Here is a 17,380-nt window from a genome sequence, read left to right as displayed (position 1 = left end):
GGTTGTGCGATGTAGAGACGCAACATTTTGCGTCTCGTCGTTGCTGATGTTGTTTAGGCAGCACGACTTTGCCTGTTCAACGACAAGACGCAAAATATTGCGTCTCTACATCGTTCGACCCGCTAAAAAAGCCCCCCTTAATAATCAGCAACAAGTAGGTCTACGCGGAAGCTATAGCTATAATTTTCTTTCCTCGACGGGCAGTACTTATCTGTTATTTTCCTTGCCTTCTCGCTGCTCTTCGCCTACCTTTCTTGGGCCGTTCGCTACCCGGCTTGCGCTCTTGAAAAATCCGCCTATTTACGTTGAATCCCTGATTCGCTGCCCCATGGAGGCGCTCTGGGATCACACTCAGCAACCCGATTTGCACCAGCAATGGGATTTGCGCTTTACCGAGATTCGCTACCTGCCCCGGCCGGTTGCTTCCGAGCCCCAACAATTCCTGTATGCGACGCGCATTGGCTTCGGACTAGGCGTTGCAGGTCGGGGCGAAAGCGTGGGCACCAAGGAGAAAAATGGGGAGCGTACGTCGGTGCTTAAGTTTTGGTCTGATGAGTGGCTTTCGCTGATTCACACCGGGGCGGGCTACTGGAAATACATTCCGACGACTGACGGATTGCGCTTTCTCACTGGCTACGATTACCAAACCCGCTTTGGTGCTCCCGGCCGCCTGCTCGACCGCTTCGTGTTTCGGCCGCTCATGGGCTGGGCTACGGCCTGGAGCTTTGATTGCCTGCGGCTTTGGCTGGAAAAAGGAATCAAGCCGAGCGCTTCTATCCGGCTGGCGCTCACGCAGCTACTGGTGCGGCTGGTGCTGGGCTTCTGCTGGATTTACCAGGGAGTGGTGCCCAAGCTGCTTTACCCCGACACCGGCGAGTTGAGCATTCTGCAAGGCGCGGGCTTCACGCCCGAGGCCGCCCGCTACACGGCAAGTGCGGTAGGTGTAGGCGAAATTCTGTTTGGCTTATTGTTTTGGCTGCTGCCTACTCACTTGCTGCGGCCTGTGTATTGGCTGAATATGGTAGGACTGCTGGTGCTAGGCATGGGGGCCATTTTTAGCCAGCCGGCCATTTTCGTGGCGCCTTTTAACCCCGTTACGCTCAACGCTTCAATGCTGGTGCTGGCTGCTATCGGGCTGCTTAGCCTCGATGACTTGCCGAGCGCCCGCAATTGCCTGCGCCAGCCACCACTGCCTTCTTAAGCTATAGATCTGAACGCTAATCGCTCCTCCTGTTACTCCTTATTCCTCGCCGTATGGCTTCTATTTATCAGCAACAATTAGGTAGCGAGTTTACCAAGCTACATCCGCGTATGCAGGAACGGCTGGCGTTTGCCAGCACCGACCACCGCGCGTTTATTGGGGAGGGCACGATGGAGCGCGTTTGGCACGGCCCGGTGTACACCCAGCCTTTTCTGCGCATTGGGCTGTTGCGGCATATCATGTTTCCGGATGCGGGCGTGAATGTGCCTTTTCGTATTGAAAACTACGCCTACCGCGACTCATTCGGCCGCGAAACCGTGTCCTGGATTAGGCGCTTTGCTTTTCCAAAGCACACCCGCTGCTTCGACGCAACTATGGTTCGCAGCACGGGGCGCAACTGCATTGTCGACTATCTGGGCACCCACCAGCACTTGGCCGTGGACATTGACTTATCGGTATCGGAGCGGGGCGGGCTGCGGCTGCGCTCCGGCGAGCAGCGCTTTTATGAAGGCCCGTTCAGGTTTCGCTTTCCCATGTTATTCTCCGGGCTGGCCGATGTAGAGGAATGGTATGATGATGCCGCCGCGTGCTACCGCATTAAGGTGGAGGTGCGCAACCCCACATTTGGAAAGCTATTTGGCTACCACGGCTCTTTTCAGCCCCGCTGGCAAGAATTGCCCCCGAACAGATTCCGGCATACGCCTTGCCCCGGCGGGAGGAAAAACGGGAATGAAGTGACCGTTTCAGCAACATATCCAGTGGAGTCTGCTGCTTACTATCACTTCTAATTTAACTATCAATTAACATGAGCAAAATAGCCGCTCACCTCCAACTCACCGACTCGCAGCGCCGCATTGAGCTGGCCCGGCCCTGGGTACTCGTCGGGTTGTATGTAGTTGCCGCTTTGGCTGGCTGGTGGTGGGTGGCGGTGCCGCTGGCCGTAGCAGTGTGCCTGGCGGCTTTCGTGCAGATGCATGATGCCATGCACAATGCCTTGGGGTTGTCCAAAGCGGCGAATGAGCGGATCTTGGTGCTTAGTGCCTTGCTTATTCTGAAAAGCGGCCACGCGATGCAGGTGACGCACTTACGACACCACGGACGCTGCCTGAGCGAGGATGACCCTGAAGGCGCGCCCGCCAACTGGCGATTTTCGCGGGTGCTGTGGCAGGGCCCCTACCATATTCTGACATTGCGCCGCGAGTCGTGGAAAATTGCCCCCCACACCCGCCGCAAGCAGCTACTCGAGACGGGCTATACGGTGGCTTTATTGGTAGCATTTGTAGGGCTCTATGGTTTTACAGGCTCATTCGTTGGGCTGGTGTACTGGGGCGTGGCCTTCTTTATGAGCGCCACTATGCCGATCTGGGCCTCGTATATTCCGCATCATTTGGCTGCTCAGAACCCGGCGGCGCGGGCCGCAGCCGCTTTAGCGCAGATATGGACGCCGGTGGTCGCTTCGTTCGCGTTTCACCATGTGCACCACCATTATCCGCGCGTACCGACGGCGCTGTTGCCCCGGGCGGCTGCGGAGTTACCCGCGCCACCGGAGCACGACCATCATCACTAATTGCTACTCGGCGGGCTTGGCTTATGCTTCGTCCTGTGGACGCTTGGTGGCTTGCAATACGCGCTCTACTTGCGCCATGTGTCGCTCTATGTGCGCCACCAGAAAAGCAAACTCATCGGTGAGGCGCAATTGGAGCAGCGGAATCAGCGGGTTGGGAATGCGCACACGGTTGGCGTTTATAGTGCGCGCCTGATCAATAAGATTTAATAGCTCGTCGAGCTGGCGGCCAAATACTTCCACTACCGTACGGGGCAGGCGGCTGCCGCTGGGTGCGTAGCGCTGGGGCGTTTTGAGGGCTTTTTGGCTAACTGGCGTACGCATGGCTTGCACAAGCCGCCGGCCCACAAAACCTGACTTTACGGTGTCGGCTGGCTTAGTTCCACGCTCGCTCGCAGCCTTAACCTTGCGAACTACTGCCGGCAGATGATGGCCGCCCACGATGGTAAGATGCTCCAGACACTGCCCTACGCTCCAGGTATCCGGCGAAGGGCGCCGATTGAGCTGATCTTCGCTCAGATGCCGTAGCCGCTGCGTCACCACCTCCCGGGCCGAGCGTACGGCGGCGGCGAGCTGATCAAAAAACTCAGGAGTACGAACGACGGCGGAAGGCATAGGTGGAGGTGTGAGCAGCAGAACGAAAAACGAATATGTAATGATACGGGCTACAGCGGTTTTCGCCAATTTTTAGACCGTGCTGCACAGTCTCATTTACTATACAATTCAACTGTTTTAGCTTAGCTGATCGGAAATTAATTGGGCTACAGCTGCTTTGAGGCTTGATTTATGCAAATGCAAAAAGTAATTACGTGCGTAGCTAGCATCAATTTTTAGTTATATTCTACCTTCTTCGTGCTTAAGCATCAGCGTCCCCGCAAAGCCCCGCATCTAGCCCTGCGCGACGCGGTACGGCGGTATTTTGGATTCTCGCGCCGCGAGACGTCCGGGTTTGTAGTGCTATTGCTACTGCTCGTGTTTTGGCTGGTATTACCGCCGCTGCTTCAGCCGGCCCTTCCCCATTACGACCCCACCACCGATCAGCAGCAGCTTGATGCGCTAGCCGCAGACCTGGCCGCTGCCCGTCAGCCGCGCACCTACGCCAGCCGCTACCCGCGCCGAAAAGCCCCCCAGCCGCCCGTAGCGCAGGTAGCCCTCTCCCCATTCGACCCCAACGCCTTATCGGCAACGGATTGGGAGGCGCGCGGAGTGCCGCGCTACGTAGCCCAGCGCATGGTGAAGTATCGCGATGTTATTCAGGGCTTCAAAGCTAAAGCGCAGATCCGGCGTACGTATGGCCTCCCCGATTCGGTGTACGCTCGCTTTGCGCCTTTCATGCAGCTGCCAGATGAGCTGCCCGCCCGCGCCACTTATGCCGGTACTAAAAGCCGCTACCCAGAGCGCACTTCCGCGTTTCCAGCCAGCAAATTTCCGCGCAAGCCCACCCACCTCGCGCCCTTCGATCTGAACGCGGCCGATACCACCCAGCTCATGCAGATTCGGGGTATCGGGCGGGGACTGTCGAGCCGGGTGGTGGCTTATCGGGCGCGGCTGGGGGGCTTTTCGCGGGAAGAACAGTTGGGTGAAATCTATAATTTGCCCCCCGACCTCGTGGACAGCCTGCGCAAGTACACGTTCGTCGCGGCCAGCTTTGCTCCTATGCCCATTGATGTAAACAATGCCACGCTGGCCGAGCTAAAAGACCATCCGTACGTGGGTTTGCGCCTGGGCCGGGTGCTGGTAGCCTACCGGCAGCAGCACGGCCCCTATCAGCAAGCCACCGATCTGCGCAAAATCCGCATCCTCGACGACGCGACGTTTGAAAAGCTTCAGCCTTACCTGCGGTTCTAGCTTTTACAGGTCGTGCTTCGCCGCGCCGGGCCATCAGAAAGTGGCTGGGGGCTTTGTACATTAACTATTTCTGTAAGAGTTGAAGGTCCCTGCCGCTCGGAGCGTATAGGCTAGGTCAAGTTTGCGACCTTTTGCGCCCTGGTTCGCCCATTCGGGTTTGCCTTTCGTATGGATGGCCAACGCCGGATAGTAATAGTTCGGCCGCACCACGCTCAGCACTTTGCTAACTCCCTATCTCATGGCCTTATTGCTACGCGACAAGCTTTTCCCCCTTCTTATTTTTTTTCACACGGTGCTTTGCGGCTGCGCCAACGACAAAGGGCGCGGCGACTTCGACCGGGTGAGCCAGACGTACCAGGTGAAGCAGGTGGGCCGCTTGCAAAAAGACAAAGTAGTGGAAAGCTCCGGCCTGGAAATCGCCAACGACGAAGGCGACCTCTGGACCCACGGCGACGGCGGCAACACCGCCAAACTCTACAAAGTGACCATGCAGGGCGACCGGTTGCAGGAGGTGGATCTGACGCCGCTCACCAACATCGATTGGGAGGATTTGACGCGGGATGAAGAAGGCAACCTCTACATCGGCGACTTTGGCAACAACCAGAATAAGCGCCGCAACCTGGCCATTTATCGTCTGGGCGGCCCTGAGCTGCGGGAGGTTGATACGATTCGGTTTGAGTATCCCGACCAGCGCCAGTTTCCACCCAAAAAAGTTGCCCGCAACTTCGACTGTGAAGCTGTTTTCTTTTATCAGGACAGCCTGCACTTATTCACCAAAAACCGCGGTGAGGGCAACTGGGTCAAGTATTATGTCCTGCCGGCGCGCCCCGGCACCTACACCGCCCGCCTGGCAGACAGCATGCAAACCAATACCTGGATTACCGCCGCCGACATCAGCCCCGACGGTCGCACCGTGGCCTTGCTGGGTTACGGCTACGCTTACCTGATTGAGCGGAAAGCAGGCGCCAGGCTTTTTGACGGGGACAAAAGCTGCTTGCCGCTTCCGCAAACCGGGCAGGCCGAAGCCATTGTTTTTATCAATGACCACGACTTTCTAATCAGCAATGAGAAGGGAAAACTCTTCCGGGCTGCCTTTCAGAAGAAATAATAACCGCTGAGCGCCGGAATCAGTACGCTTAAGTTATTCATGTATTCCTATCTGCTCTTTCATCTTCACTCCTCAACACCTACCAAATGTCGCATACAATTCTGGTTACTGGCGCAACGGGCACCGTGGGCTCGGAGCTGGTTTTGGCCCTGGCCAATCGTGGCGTGACGGTGCGCGCCGGTGTGCACTCTATTATTAAGGGCGACCGATTTAGCCATATTACCTCCGGCGTGCAGCTGGTCGAGATGGATTTTCATAAGCCTGAATCGCTGCACGTTGCGCTAACTGGCGTGGGTCGGGTATTTATGATTACGCCCGTCACCGAGGATCAGGTGGCTATCAGCAAGCAATTCATTGATATTGCCAAGCAGGCAGGCGTACGCCAGATTGTGCGGTTGTCGGTAATTGGGGCCGAGGCCGAGCCGGGCACCCAATTTGGGCGCTGGCATCGCGAAGTAGAAAAGTACCTGGAGCAAAGTGGTCTGGCCTACTGCATCTTACGCCCGGGTGGCTTTATGCAGAACTTCGTGGAGCAATACGGCCCTTCCATTCGGCGCGAGGGCAAGTTCTATTTGCCGCTGGGAGAAGCAAAAGTCGCTTATATCGATGTGCGCGACATTGCCGCCGTAGCTGCCACCATCCTGACGGCTGACATCAAGCAGCATCAGGGCAAAGCTTATACCCTGACCGGACCGGCGGCTGTCAGCGGGCAGGAAATAGCGCAGGCTATCAGTAAGGCTTGTGGCCGGGCAGTGGAGTATGTGGATGTGCCCGAAGCCGCCGCCCGACAGGCAATGGCTCAGCAGCTACCCGCCTGGTTGACAGATGCGTTGCTGGAGCTGCACGCCATCAGCCGGGCCGGCTATGCCGCCGATACCACGTCCACCATGCAAGAGCTCACGGGCCACGCACCCCACACAATAGAGCAGTTTGCCCACGACAACCAACACTGTTTTCATCCGGCGTCTTAAACGCCATTTACTGTCAACCCTTAAACAGTCGCAAAAAAGCCCCCAGAATTGTCTGGGGGGCTTTTTTGTTGACAGAACTATTAAGCAATGCCAGAGGGCTTTACTGTCGGTCTGTGTCGTTGTCGCGGCCGGCATTGCGACGGGGCGTAGTTCCGTAGTCGCTGGTTTCATTGGCGCGCGGCGGCACTGGAGCTTCGTTATCCTCGGCACGAATAGTTTCTTCTGCCGATGCGCCGCCGGTGTTCTTGTTAGCGTTGACGTCATTATAAGATCCCCCACGCGACCCAATACCTTCCGCCGCATCTCCGCTCTCACTACGCTCCCCATCCGACTCTACGTACCCTGTGCGGGAAGCAGAGCCCCCGCTGGTCGTGGACGAATCAGGCTCACCTGTCGGGCCGGGCTCATCGCGGCCACCTAGTTCGGTAGTGCGCGGCTCGGTAGCTACTGGCTGGTAAGCTAAGCCATCACTATCGTGGCCTTCCTGCGAAGGCAGGTAATCTTCGGTTTGATTTCGTTGGTTGGGGGGCAAATTGGCACCGGCTGTTGACTTACCTCCTAATGAGGTGCGCCCATAATCCTCGCTATACCCAGTTCCACTTCGGGGCGAGTCATTATCGTTCTCGTAATGACTATCCACCGTCGTGCCACTCAGGGGCGTGCCAGGTTCAGTGCCAAAAGTGCTGCCCTCCGGACGATCCGGCTGGGGGGCGCTTGAATACTGCCCGGCCGTTGGGGCCGTATTATTTTCTGGCTTTCCACCTTCGTAGCCTCCTCTGGTGGCTTGCTGAACACCTAATTTTCCTCCGTACACTTCGTCGGCGCGGTACTGGTCGCCGTAGCCGCCTTGCGTTGAGCCAGCATCCTGGGGGCCAAATTCGCCACGGCCCGGACCGCTCAATTGATTCTCCAGTCTATCCTCATCGTGAAAAATGGGCTGGGTGCTATTGCCAAAATTACCGCCATACGGTACCTCAATGGTCGGGTCGTTGGCGAGGTCAATGTATGGGTTGGGTAATGCTATGGCAGGCTGATCATTTATATCCTCCGGGTTAGCTGCCGCAGCAGGGGCCGTTTTGGGGAGCGGTGCCCCGGCCGACGAATGCCCCGTCATACCCGGCGTTTCGGGCTGCGTGCGGCTATTCGCCAGCGGATTACCTGCTTCAGGATCAAGTTTAGCGTTTTGTTCGGGCTGTTCGTTTTCCATAATTCTCTGGTAGCAAGAGGCGTTGAGTTGTTGAGGTCAGCGCCCCGCTTTCTTGGCAGTTTAGTTGGACCGGTTTCCCGAAAGCCGTTCTCTATCGGGGTTTTGCCCCATTACTAAGGGGTTGGCTTCTTTGTTTTCTTCCTTCCCTTCTTCGCCCGTTACGGCGCCTTTCCCTACACTCATTTCCGAGGCAGCCAACGATTCGCTCGATGCAGCGGCGTGCGAATCAGTATAAAGGCCTTCAGGAGTCGTATTCTCGTTCTGATTTCTAGGTTCGTTTTTCATGGGGCAGACTATTTAAGATGAAAAAACAAGGGCGATGCTACTAATAACTATACGCGCCCGCTAGCACAGAGTTGATTCGAGCGAACAGGCAGTAAAACCCGCTACCGCTACCATATGGCGTGATAAAAGCAGTCATCGCTCCCCTGTATTAGTAGCCCTATACTCCCCAAACAGGCTTTTAAAGCTCCGCTTTCCCGGCTATTTCTCAACTCAACTAGTGACAGTGATCAGAAAATAGCTTTAATTTTGGTAACTATTTAACCTACAACCCTAGTTAGTATCAGTCAATGAAAACGGGCAAAGTAAAATTTTTTAATGAGTCGAAAGGCTTCGGCTTTATTGTTCAGGACGAGGACAATCAGGAAATATTCGTGCACCAGACGGGCCTGATTCACGAAATTCGCGAAAATGATCGGGTATCATTTGATATAATTGAAGGTAAGAAAGGCTTGAACGCGGTGAAGGTTGAGCGCATCTAGTGTCACCTCAGTTGCTTTCAACCACATAGTTCTTTCTTATTGAGGCCGAAGCAATTATTTTTTTCTCGCTTTTCATCGTTTAAAAACGCCCTGCAAATAGGTTAGCTCCTGTTTTGAAACGCTTTTTAAGCTCCCTAATGATGATATGAGGGAGCTTAACTTCTACAAACCGGAATTAACGCTATCTTTACCCCATTCTTCACCACATTTTTTTATTATGAGCACCGGTATCGTAAAATTTTTCAATGAAACCAAAGGATTTGGCTTCATCACCCCCGACGGCGGCGGCGAAGATATCTTCGTTCACGCTACCGGCCTTATGCAGCCCGTCCGCGATACTGACCGCGTAGAGTTTGAGGTTCAGCAAGGCAAAAAAGGCCTGAATGCCGTAAACGTGCGCATCGTACAATAGTCCTTTCGGACAGCTAACGCTGCACTCTGAATCCCGTCTTAGCTCTTGCTGAGACGGGATTTTTTTGTGGCTTGCTTCTACTAGTTGAATCCTTGCTAATCATAACTATTGTGTCATAGCTTTCTGAATTGCTAATAAAAAAGCCCCCCAGAATATTCTGGGGGCTTTTTTATTAGCAATTGTAGGCTTACTTATTTTCCGCCTTGGCTACACGCACTCCTACAGCCATGATGCCGGGCAGCTGGTCTTGGCGCATGTACTGCTCGAGCACGATTTTATACGTGCCGGGTTGCCGAAACTGCTGGTTGCGCAGCGCCACAAACTGATGATCATAAATATCACCGGTTCCTTTGCCGCGAGGTTCGCCCGTTTGGGGGTCCATAAGAATCATCTGGTGTAGCAGCGCTGATATCGGTTTGCCATCGGGCCCGAATAGCTGGTGCTTCACATACAGATTATAATAGCCGTACATGGAAGCGTTGCGGACATTAAAGCTAATGTTGTAACGCTGGGTAGTGTCTTGAATTTCAAACTCGAACGCAGGCTTTTCCTGTACAGTCCAGGTATAGCTGTCGAAGTCGGCATTCTTCTCAAATACTTGATTCTGGTCGCAGGCAGCCAGCAGTAATAAAGAGAGCACCGGCCACAGTCGGAGTAACAAACACATACTTAAGAAGCTGAGGGCGTAGCAGATGTACCGGTATTGCCTTCGCCACCGCCTGGGCGTGGCGGACGCGGGCCGCGTCGTGGGGGGCGATTTTCGCGGCCGGTACGGTTGGTACTAGCCTCCCGATTAGCCTGAGCGTCGCGATTGGGAGCATCACCGGCAGGGCGTCCGTTTCCTTCGCGTGGGGGGCGATTTTCGCCACGCGGGGGGCGCGGCGCGGCAACGCTGCCTTCGGGCCGGGGAGTAGCCTCTGGGCGCTTGTTGTCGGCGCGTGGTTCGCTTGAGCGGCCGCCTTCGGAACGAGAGCGATTATTGCGCCGATTGAGAGGCCGGGCGGCGGCTCCTCTAGGCCGACGAGCCTCGTCGGAGGGAGCAGCTGCGGGCACTTCAATGCCGCTGGAAGCGTCAGGATCCGATTTGGAAACGGCGGTGCGGGCGGGCGCAGCAACAGGGGCACTTGCTTCCGCACCTTCTTTCTTTTTCCGACGCTTGGGGCGCTTACCGCCTTTTATCTTGTCGTCGAGGCGGTCGAGGTTACCTTCCACGTGGGCCGAAACCTCAGGCGCGCGCTCCTCCTCCCGAACGGGTGGCAGTAAGTTTTCGGGCTTTTCGCCGCGCTTATTCATATCCTGAATTTCGCGCACGCGCTCTGCGTCTAGCATCACCCAGTTATTGTCCCCGCGCAGAGCAAACCACATTCTTTTTTTGAATATGTCCGTCTTTTGCAAAAACGCCTCCCCTTTTTCCGTCAGCAAGGGGCGCTGCACCTGCGGAATATCTTTGAGAGCGTCGAGGTAGGTATCGAGTTCGTAGTTCAGGCAGCACTTGAGGCGTCCGCATTGGCCCGAAAGCTTGGCGGGGTTTAAGCTCAGGTTCTGGTAGCGGGCCGCCGTCGTACTCACACTCTTAAAATCGGTGAGCCAGGTAGAGCAGCACAGCTCGCGGCCGCAGGAGCCAATGCCCCCCAGACGGCCAGCCTCGTGGCGCAGCGAAATCTGGCGCATATCAACGCGCACACGAAACTCGTCAGCTAGGCGACGAATCAGGTCGCGGAAATCGACGCGGTCTTCGGCGGAGTAGAAGAAAGTCGCGCGGGTGCGGTCGGCCTGGTACTCCACATCCGACAGCTTCATTTTGAGGCGCAGCTCTTCCACTACCGAGCGCGCTCGGAACATGGTGCCCGTTTCGAGGTCGCGCACGGCTTGCCAGCGCTCCTCGTCCTGCTCGGTAGCTACCCGCAGAATGTTGCGCATGTCTTTGGCTTCTGCCTCAGCCTTTTTCTTGCGCATTTGCAGGCGCACCAACTCGCCTTTCAGCGACACATGGCCCAGATGCCAGCCGTTGCCGGCAGCTTCTACTACAACGGCGTCGCCGGTTACCAAAGGCAAGCGGGTTTTATTGCGGTAGAATTCTTTGCGGCCGCCTTTAAAGCGGATTTCCACAATGTCGAACTCTTTAAAGTCGCTGGGCAGGGCTACGTCCTGAAGCCAGTCGAATACGTTGAGGCGGGTACAGCCAGAGCTACAGCTGCCTTTTGAGCCGCAGCCCTTAGCAGTTGTAGAACAGCCCCCACCGGAGGAACATGAAGTGCAAGCCACGGCTTGAAGTATATATAGTGAGGCGGCAATAAAATCCGCACGAAAACCATTATGAACAAAGATAGTCATTTAGAAGGCGTGCTTCCGGACCTATGAGCAGGCTCAATCCAGAAGAAAATAACCTATCTGCTATCAATGCCCCTAACAACTAGAGTTCCATATCATTCCTATCAATCAGAAGAAATGTCCACTTTGCTCCAGACGGCAGCCAATAAATGATAGGCTAAGACAGGTAAAAGTCGTCGGACTACTGCTCAGCTTATACCTCTAAAAATCAAAGTTTACTATTTACTCTGCTAAACCCTGATTGAAGACAAGGGCTTTTATACTTTTAACACTTTTTTTATAAAATAATCTTACAGATTATCAGACACATATGATATTACAGTGATTATTTTCAAATTTTCTTTATTAAAAGCATCACCTTATTTATATATATTCGTACAAACACCCAGAATTAGATTATTCTGATTCTCCCCGCCCCCTCTACCCCACACCTTTCCGGCAACAGTACCATCGCACGAAACTCCTCGTCCGATACACGGTGTACTATGGGCCCACTTTTACTTATCACTCCTGCTCAACGCTTTGCCTCAGTTCGGCCGAGCCGCCCGCACATTGTATGTTCATCTTGCTTGCCACTTAGGCTACAAGTGAACCTCGCCCTTTGGCGCGAAGGCCAACTTCGCCCCCAGTGCCTCCCATTCCCGCTTTTCCTGCTTGTATGACGCTAATAGCAGTTGCTTAAGCACTGTTTGGTCATACTGCTTTCCTGGCTATAGCCTTCACTAGGCTACCTGGCTATCTATTTTCTGGCTTTAAAACGTGTTTTTTCGCTTGCGGAAAGCAGCCGGGAGTTTCTGTGCAAAGTCACAATCTGTCTTTTTTGAATTTTTAGAACATTTCCCGCATACCGCCTCCGTTCATTTTCCCACCCATTTTCACCCAAAATCAAATCAGTTCTGTATGAAAATCCAAAATTACCTCTCTTCGCTTACCCTGCTTGCCTGCTCGGTACTCGCCCTTTCTTCTTGCCAAAAAGAAGATGGTAACCAAGTAGTTGCTAAAGATGAAATTTCAGCAGAAGTTAAATCCAAAATCCAGGATCTGGGCCTCAGCACCCAGAATGCCAAGCGCGTAGAAGACGGCTACCTGGTAGAGGGCGATATTCTGCTCTCAGAAGCTGATCTGAACAGCAAGCCCGATTACAAAATGCTGCGTGTGGGCGAAGAAGAGCAGTATCGCACCAGCAACCTGGTGAGCGTTGGCTCGGGCCGCACGATTGGCATCGCCGTTTCTACCAGCTTGCCTTCCACGTATGTAGCAGCCGTCGATGAAGCCATTCGTCGTTATAATGCAGAGGGCTTGCTGATTCGCTTCCAGCGCGTATCGTCTAACTATGGCATCCTGATGACTGCTGCGCCTAGCGGCTCTACTTACCTGGCTTCCGCTGGCTTCCCATCGGGTGGCAACGCTTACAACCGCGTACAGGTAAACGTGGGCGCTATTGGCTCTAGCCCTAATACAAACTACCTGGCTACTATTCTGGCCCACGAAGTTGGTCACTGCATCGGTTTCCGCCACACCGACTACATGGATCGGAGCTATAGCTGCGGTGGTCAGTACACCAACGAAGGAGCCAGCACGGTAGGCGCTATTCTTATTCCCGGCACTCCAAGCGGCGCTGACCCAAACTCGTGGATGCTGGCTTGCATTGGCACCGGTGCTAACCGCTACTTCAACACCAACGACCGTACGGCGCTTCGCTACCTGTACTAGCCGGTCCCACCCCCTGGCTTAGCATCGATGCCCGTACGCATCAATCAGTAAACGTATCTTGAACGGATGCCAACAAAAAGCCCCGACTCCAGTGGAGTCGGGGCTTTTTGCCTTCATGGTCATTGCCGTTACCGGGCTTTTAGAGCACCAGGATGCGCTGCGTAATCTGAGGACCGCTTTCGGGTGTTACCCGCACGAGGTAGGTACCGCTGCGCAGACCGCTGGTATCAAGTGGGTTGATGGTGCCGGTAGCGGTGGCTTCGCGCACCAAGCGCCCCAGCAGGTCATAGAGCTGAATTTGAATTGAGCCAGTAGTACCCGTAATGAGTTGGAGCGGTTCGCCCGCCTGCACCGGATTGGGGTAAGCCAGCAGTTGCCCGGTACGTGCATACTGTACAGCTTCGATTGAGCTATAGAAAATTTGCCCCCCAGCCGTGTTCAGCCGGATGCGGTAGTGGTTTAGGCCGGAATATGGCGTCGGATCGGTAAGGGCAAACTGTAAGTCCTGCACAGGCGCGAGGGTCTGTATAGTTTCGTAGCTGCCATCGGGGGCTTGGCGCTCCAGCTCCAGGCTCGTTAAGCCATAAGCGGTACCAATTTCAAGGTCCAGCAACACGGTATCCGTAACGGCCTGGCGCGGAATGAAAGAGCGCACATAGCAGCCCGTACCCTGCTGGCTGTATTCTATACTAGGGCTCCGCTCCCCATTTTGCCCCCAGCACTGGCGCCACGGCGAAATACCGCAACGGCAGCTCGGCTGCCGACAGAACCGCTACCGTATCCCGGATCCGGCGCAGGGGCTCCAGTCTGGTGGCACTTAGTCCGTAAAGCTGGTATTCGGTAGCGCCGGGCACAGCCGGCCAATGCAGCAGCGCTTCATCCGGACACGCATACCCTACCTGCAAGCTCAAAGGCGAATGAATGGCAAACGTTTCGGAAAGGTAAGTTCTGGTTGGTGTTACCATTCGCAGCTGAGCGGCCGTGGCGATGTTGGGTACAGTCCAGGTACTAAATCCGCTTTTCAGTTCGAAGCCCGGATGAATCACCTGCCAACTGGAACTGCCTTCTGGCTGGTATTCGAGGCGGGCTGTGGTGGCGGCGCCCGCCCAATGCCAGCGCAATTCCTGAGCGGCGCTTGGAGTAAATATTGAGCCTACAAGCGGATTAAGCCAAGCGAAACCGGTTTCACCAAACTCATACGCAATGCTGAAGGCCTGCGGTCCCTGGGGGACCGAATAGCCCCGTACGTGCAGTTCATACACGCCCACAGCTGGTGCCGCTACCGTAATTTGTTCTACGTTGTTGAGGCGGTCAGCGCGGCGGCGGGCGGGCAGAGCCAATGAATCCTGACGAGGATAATGGCTCAATACCCACGGTTTCCACCGCTGCTTGGTAGCGGGCCGAAGCAGCTCTAAATCGAGGTCATTGATGAGAGCCTGCGTTGCGTTGGGGGCAGCGGCGGGATCGTGCCAGGCCAGCGTAATTTTCAGTTCAGGGCTGCCAGCCGGCACCATGACCGTGAATACGCGCTCCGTGTTCTGCGTGGCTGAGCTTGTGTAAAAGCGCCGTTCGCGGATTGTTTGTACTGCTCCCAGCGCGTCGGCCTGCCCATACCCGCTTTCAAAATCTATGGCCGGACGACCCGTGTCGTTGGCGCTATTAAGCAGCACCGCCTTTACGAGCGACGCGGGGGGCAAAATGCCCCCCAGCTGCTCTTTGCCGGCTTGCTGCACCAGCAAACTTATGCCCGAAACTAAAGCGGCCGCATCGGAAGAGCCATCGGCGCCGTAGGCTACCAACTCTGGCTTCACGCGCCCATCGTATGCCGGGCCACGCGAGCTAAGCGGCACCACGTTTCCGCGACCATCAGTGGCCCCCACGCTCAGGGTGTTCTTCGACATCTTGAACTGCCCGGTTAGGTTGGCTACTCCCGCTAAGCCGGCATAGCGCCCGCTGGGGCTGGTTTTGTCGCCATCATTGCCGGAGGAAAAGATGTGTACCAACTGCGAAAACTGCGTGGCATGCGCATCGTAAGCACGCGTTTCCAGACCATAGTAGTTCTCGATAGCGACGCCGTACGAATGGTTTTGAACCGATACCCCCGTTTGGGTTAATCGTGCCCCATCATCCGGCATCAGCTCACTAAAGTCGGCGGTGATTAGCCGGGCCTGCCAAGCGGCCCCTTTCCCGGATGGAGCTGAGTTGCCACCGCCCGCAATAAGCGTAGCCATAGCTGTAGCGTGCGCCGATGTTGCCTGCGCGCTTGCTTCTGCTGCCACAACTCTACCCCGAAAATCAATGTCAGCCGGATCAAAGGGCCTTTCCTTCACCGATACCAACATGCCCAGCCCGGTCAGGCCAGGAAAGCGAGCATGCAGCGGGGCGATGGTATTGGTGGTTAAGTCGGAGTTGTCCAGGGGGCGTTCTTCGCGGGCTTGGCGGCTGGGCACATCCACGAAAGTCACCCAGGGGCAAGCAAGTAACCTGGTTAAGTAGGTGGCATTTACGCCACTCAGCGTATAAGCGCCGCCAGACGCAGCATGCAGACTCACACGTACAGACGGCATTTCCTGGTGCATCCAGGCGCGAAACTCAGCGGCCGACTGCACGCTTACGCGGTAAGATTTAGTAGCCGACCGCGCCGCAGCATCCCTGAGCGGCGGTGCTAACTTTGACTGCTGAGCAGACCTAGTCTCTAAGCGGTCCTGCGCCCAGCTTATGCCAGGCAGATACAATAGCCACAACAGCCACAGCCCACTTTTTCTTGCCAATCTGTTCGTGCTAGATTCGTAGTTTTTACCCATGCACTGAACGTATAGATTGGCTGCGGGCCCAGCCCGATTTAAGGTTAATGTCCTTGACCAAATATAAGTAGAATCCTGCCGACACTGTAGCGTTCTACTTGCCTGCTAAACCCGATTTTTGCAGGATCCTACCTTCATAAAAGAAGCGCCCATCACAAGTGATGGGCGCTTCTTTTATGAGAGAAAACAGTGTACTCAGTTATGGTTTGAGCACCACCTTCACACAATTGTCTTTCTTGTTGCGGAAGATGTCGTAGCCGTGTGCTGCTTGGCTTAGCGGCAGCGTATGGGTGATGATATCATCGAGTTGCACTTTGCCGTCGACCACGTATTTGAGTAGCTTATCGATGTGCTTGTGGGCCGGGGCTTGGCCTCCACGAAGGGTAATGCCCTTATCGAAGAACTGATGCAGGGGAAAGTTATCGTAGGGCGAGCCATAGACGCCCAGCACGGTCACGATGCCACCCCGGCGTACGCCGCTCATGCACGCTTCCAGCACTTTCATTGATCCTTTTTCAAAGTTGATAACAGCCTTCGCGCGGTCGGCAAGGTTACGTACGGGCTCAAAGCCTACGGCCTCCACACACACGTCGGCCCCACGGCCCTGCGTCAGCTCGCGAATAACTTCTACCACCTGCTTGTGATCGTGCCATACGAGGGCTTCGCAGTGGGCAGTTTGCTGAGCTTTATCCAAGCGGTATTCCAGCGGATCGACAATCAGCACGCGGGCCGCGCCACGCAGCCACGCCGACTTGGCGGCCATAATACCTACCGGACCAGCTCCAAAAATCACCACGAACTCGCCGCCTTTCACTTCGCCCCAGTCAATACCGGAATAGCCAGTGGGGAAAATGTCCGTCAGAAATAGCGCCTGCTCATCAGTCAGGCTATCGGGAATGACCCGGGGGCCAAAATCGGCGTAGGGCACGCGCACGTACTCGGCTTGTCCACCATTGTAGCCACCGTACAGATCGGTGTAGCCAAATAAAGCGCCGCCTTTTTCGGTAGCTACGCCGCCTTCGGGGCCATAATGATCGGGGTTAGAATTCTCGCAGTGGCCGGGCAGCTCGTGATTACAGAAGAAGCAGGTACCGCACGCTATCGGGAAGGGCACTACTACCCGGTCGCCGCGCTTGAGGTTGCCGACGCCTTTGCCCACTTCCTCTACAATACCCATAAACTCGTGGCCGAGAACCATGGGTCGGGGCTGGGGAATGCCGCCATTATAAATATGAAGGTCAGAGCCACAAATGGCGGTACTGGTCACGCGGATAATAGCGTCGCGGGCGTCTTCGATTTCGGGATCCTCCACGTTGTCAACGCGAACATCTTTCATTCCGTGATACACGAGTGCTTTCATAGTGATAGGGTTTGGTTGGAAAAATAAGTAGAGCAGAAAGCGCCAGCAAGCGCCTGAGTATTAGAAGGCTTAACGGGCAGGCTGCCGTTGAGGTTGC

General features: G+C 55.3%; 17 protein-coding genes. 9 read left to right on the top strand and 8 right to left on the bottom strand.

Annotation, left to right across the window (positions count from 1 at the left end):
- The first annotated feature begins 328 nt into the window (after positions 1-328).
- The 3 genes from H9L05_RS11205 to H9L05_RS11195 are packed head-to-tail and all read left to right on the top strand — an operon-like array spanning position 329 to position 2,768.
- Positions 329-1,201 (top strand): DoxX-like family protein, encoded by an 873-nt coding sequence (locus tag H9L05_RS11205; protein WP_223284372.1) that lies wholly within the window; start codon positions 329-331, stop codon positions 1,199-1,201.
- Positions 1,202-1,254: 53 nt separating this feature from the next.
- Positions 1,255-1,989, top strand: a complete 735-nt coding sequence (locus H9L05_RS11200) for a DUF4166 domain-containing protein (RefSeq protein WP_223284371.1) — start codon at positions 1,255-1,257, stop codon at positions 1,987-1,989.
- A 17-nt stretch (positions 1,990-2,006) separates the two neighbouring features.
- The gene (locus tag H9L05_RS11195; RefSeq protein WP_187731076.1) at positions 2,007-2,768 is read left to right on the top strand and encodes a fatty acid desaturase family protein; all 762 of its coding nucleotides are present in this window, start codon (positions 2,007-2,009) and stop codon (positions 2,766-2,768) included.
- A 21-nt stretch (positions 2,769-2,789) separates the two neighbouring features.
- Here the strand turns inward: H9L05_RS11195 and H9L05_RS11190 are convergent, their stop codons facing one another.
- A complete protein-coding gene (locus tag H9L05_RS11190; RefSeq protein WP_187731075.1) occupies positions 2,790-3,380 on the bottom strand; it encodes a DinB family protein in 591 nt (196 codons plus the stop codon).
- A 237-nt stretch (positions 3,381-3,617) separates the two neighbouring features.
- Between H9L05_RS11190 and H9L05_RS11185 the strand changes: the two genes are divergently transcribed.
- The 3 genes from H9L05_RS11185 (at position 3,618) to H9L05_RS11175 (ending at position 6,692) form a co-directional block, all read left to right on the top strand.
- The gene (locus H9L05_RS11185) at positions 3,618-4,613 is read left to right on the top strand and encodes a ComEA family DNA-binding protein (RefSeq protein WP_187731074.1); all 996 of its coding nucleotides are present in this window, start codon (positions 3,618-3,620) and stop codon (positions 4,611-4,613) included.
- 238 nt (positions 4,614-4,851) lie between these two features.
- A complete protein-coding gene (locus H9L05_RS11180) occupies positions 4,852-5,721 on the top strand; it encodes a hypothetical protein (RefSeq protein ID WP_187731073.1) in 870 nt (289 codons plus the stop codon).
- Between the two features lie 86 nt (positions 5,722-5,807).
- A complete protein-coding gene (locus H9L05_RS11175) occupies positions 5,808-6,692 on the top strand; it encodes an SDR family oxidoreductase (protein ID WP_187731072.1) in 885 nt (294 codons plus the stop codon).
- A 100-nt stretch (positions 6,693-6,792) separates the two neighbouring features.
- On the opposite strand, the gene H9L05_RS11170 is transcribed toward H9L05_RS11175, so the two are convergent.
- Both H9L05_RS11170 and H9L05_RS11165 read right to left on the bottom strand, forming a co-directional pair.
- Positions 6,793-7,899: a hypothetical protein gene (locus tag H9L05_RS11170; RefSeq protein ID WP_187731071.1), complete on the bottom strand. Its 1,107-nt coding sequence runs from the start codon at positions 7,897-7,899 to the stop codon at positions 6,793-6,795.
- Positions 7,900-7,959: 60 nt separating this feature from the next.
- Positions 7,960-8,184: a hypothetical protein gene (locus H9L05_RS11165; RefSeq protein WP_187731070.1), complete on the bottom strand. Its 225-nt coding sequence runs from the start codon at positions 8,182-8,184 to the stop codon at positions 7,960-7,962.
- A gap of 287 nt (positions 8,185-8,471) precedes the next feature.
- On the opposite strand from H9L05_RS11165, the gene H9L05_RS11160 reads away from it, so the two are divergent.
- Positions 8,472-8,663: a cold-shock protein gene (locus tag H9L05_RS11160; RefSeq protein ID WP_133271788.1), complete on the top strand. Its 192-nt coding sequence runs from the start codon at positions 8,472-8,474 to the stop codon at positions 8,661-8,663.
- A 217-nt stretch (positions 8,664-8,880) separates the two neighbouring features.
- Positions 8,881-9,075, top strand: a complete 195-nt coding sequence (locus H9L05_RS11155) for a cold-shock protein (protein WP_084446316.1) — start codon at positions 8,881-8,883, stop codon at positions 9,073-9,075.
- Positions 9,076-9,262: 187 nt separating this feature from the next.
- Here H9L05_RS11155 and H9L05_RS11150 read toward each other — a convergent pair whose 3' ends face one another.
- Entirely contained in the window at positions 9,263-9,715 is a 453-nt protein-coding gene (locus H9L05_RS11150; RefSeq protein ID WP_262892502.1) for a gliding motility lipoprotein GldH, read from the bottom strand.
- Between the two features lie 29 nt (positions 9,716-9,744).
- On the bottom strand, positions 9,745-11,340 hold the full coding sequence (gene ricT, locus H9L05_RS11145) for a PSP1 domain-containing protein (protein WP_223284370.1): 1,596 nt from the start codon (positions 11,338-11,340) through the stop codon (positions 9,745-9,747).
- A 966-nt stretch (positions 11,341-12,306) separates the two neighbouring features.
- Here ricT and H9L05_RS11140 point away from each other — a divergent pair.
- Positions 12,307-13,119, top strand: coding sequence for a M57 family metalloprotease (locus H9L05_RS11140; RefSeq protein ID WP_187731067.1), 813 nt, complete (start codon positions 12,307-12,309; stop codon positions 13,117-13,119).
- 139 nt (positions 13,120-13,258) lie between these two features.
- Here H9L05_RS11140 and H9L05_RS11135 read toward each other — a convergent pair whose 3' ends face one another.
- From H9L05_RS11135 to H9L05_RS11125, 3 genes are all read right to left on the bottom strand, one after another.
- Positions 13,259-13,774: a T9SS type A sorting domain-containing protein gene (locus H9L05_RS11135; protein WP_187731066.1), complete on the bottom strand. Its 516-nt coding sequence runs from the start codon at positions 13,772-13,774 to the stop codon at positions 13,259-13,261.
- Positions 13,775-13,808: 34 nt separating this feature from the next.
- Positions 13,809-15,728, bottom strand: coding sequence for a S8 family serine peptidase (locus H9L05_RS11130; protein ID WP_187731065.1), 1,920 nt, complete (start codon positions 15,726-15,728; stop codon positions 13,809-13,811).
- A gap of 394 nt (positions 15,729-16,122) precedes the next feature.
- A complete protein-coding gene (locus H9L05_RS11125) occupies positions 16,123-17,283 on the bottom strand; it encodes a zinc-dependent alcohol dehydrogenase (protein ID WP_187731064.1) in 1,161 nt (386 codons plus the stop codon).
- Between the last annotated feature and the right edge of the window lie 97 nt (positions 17,284-17,380).

Source organism: Hymenobacter qilianensis (assembly GCF_014489555.1).
GTDB lineage: Bacteria > Bacteroidota > Bacteroidia > Cytophagales > Hymenobacteraceae > Hymenobacter > Hymenobacter qilianensis.
The sequence above is the reverse complement of the archived record's forward strand: the minus strand, read 5'-3'. Positions and strand labels throughout refer to the sequence as shown.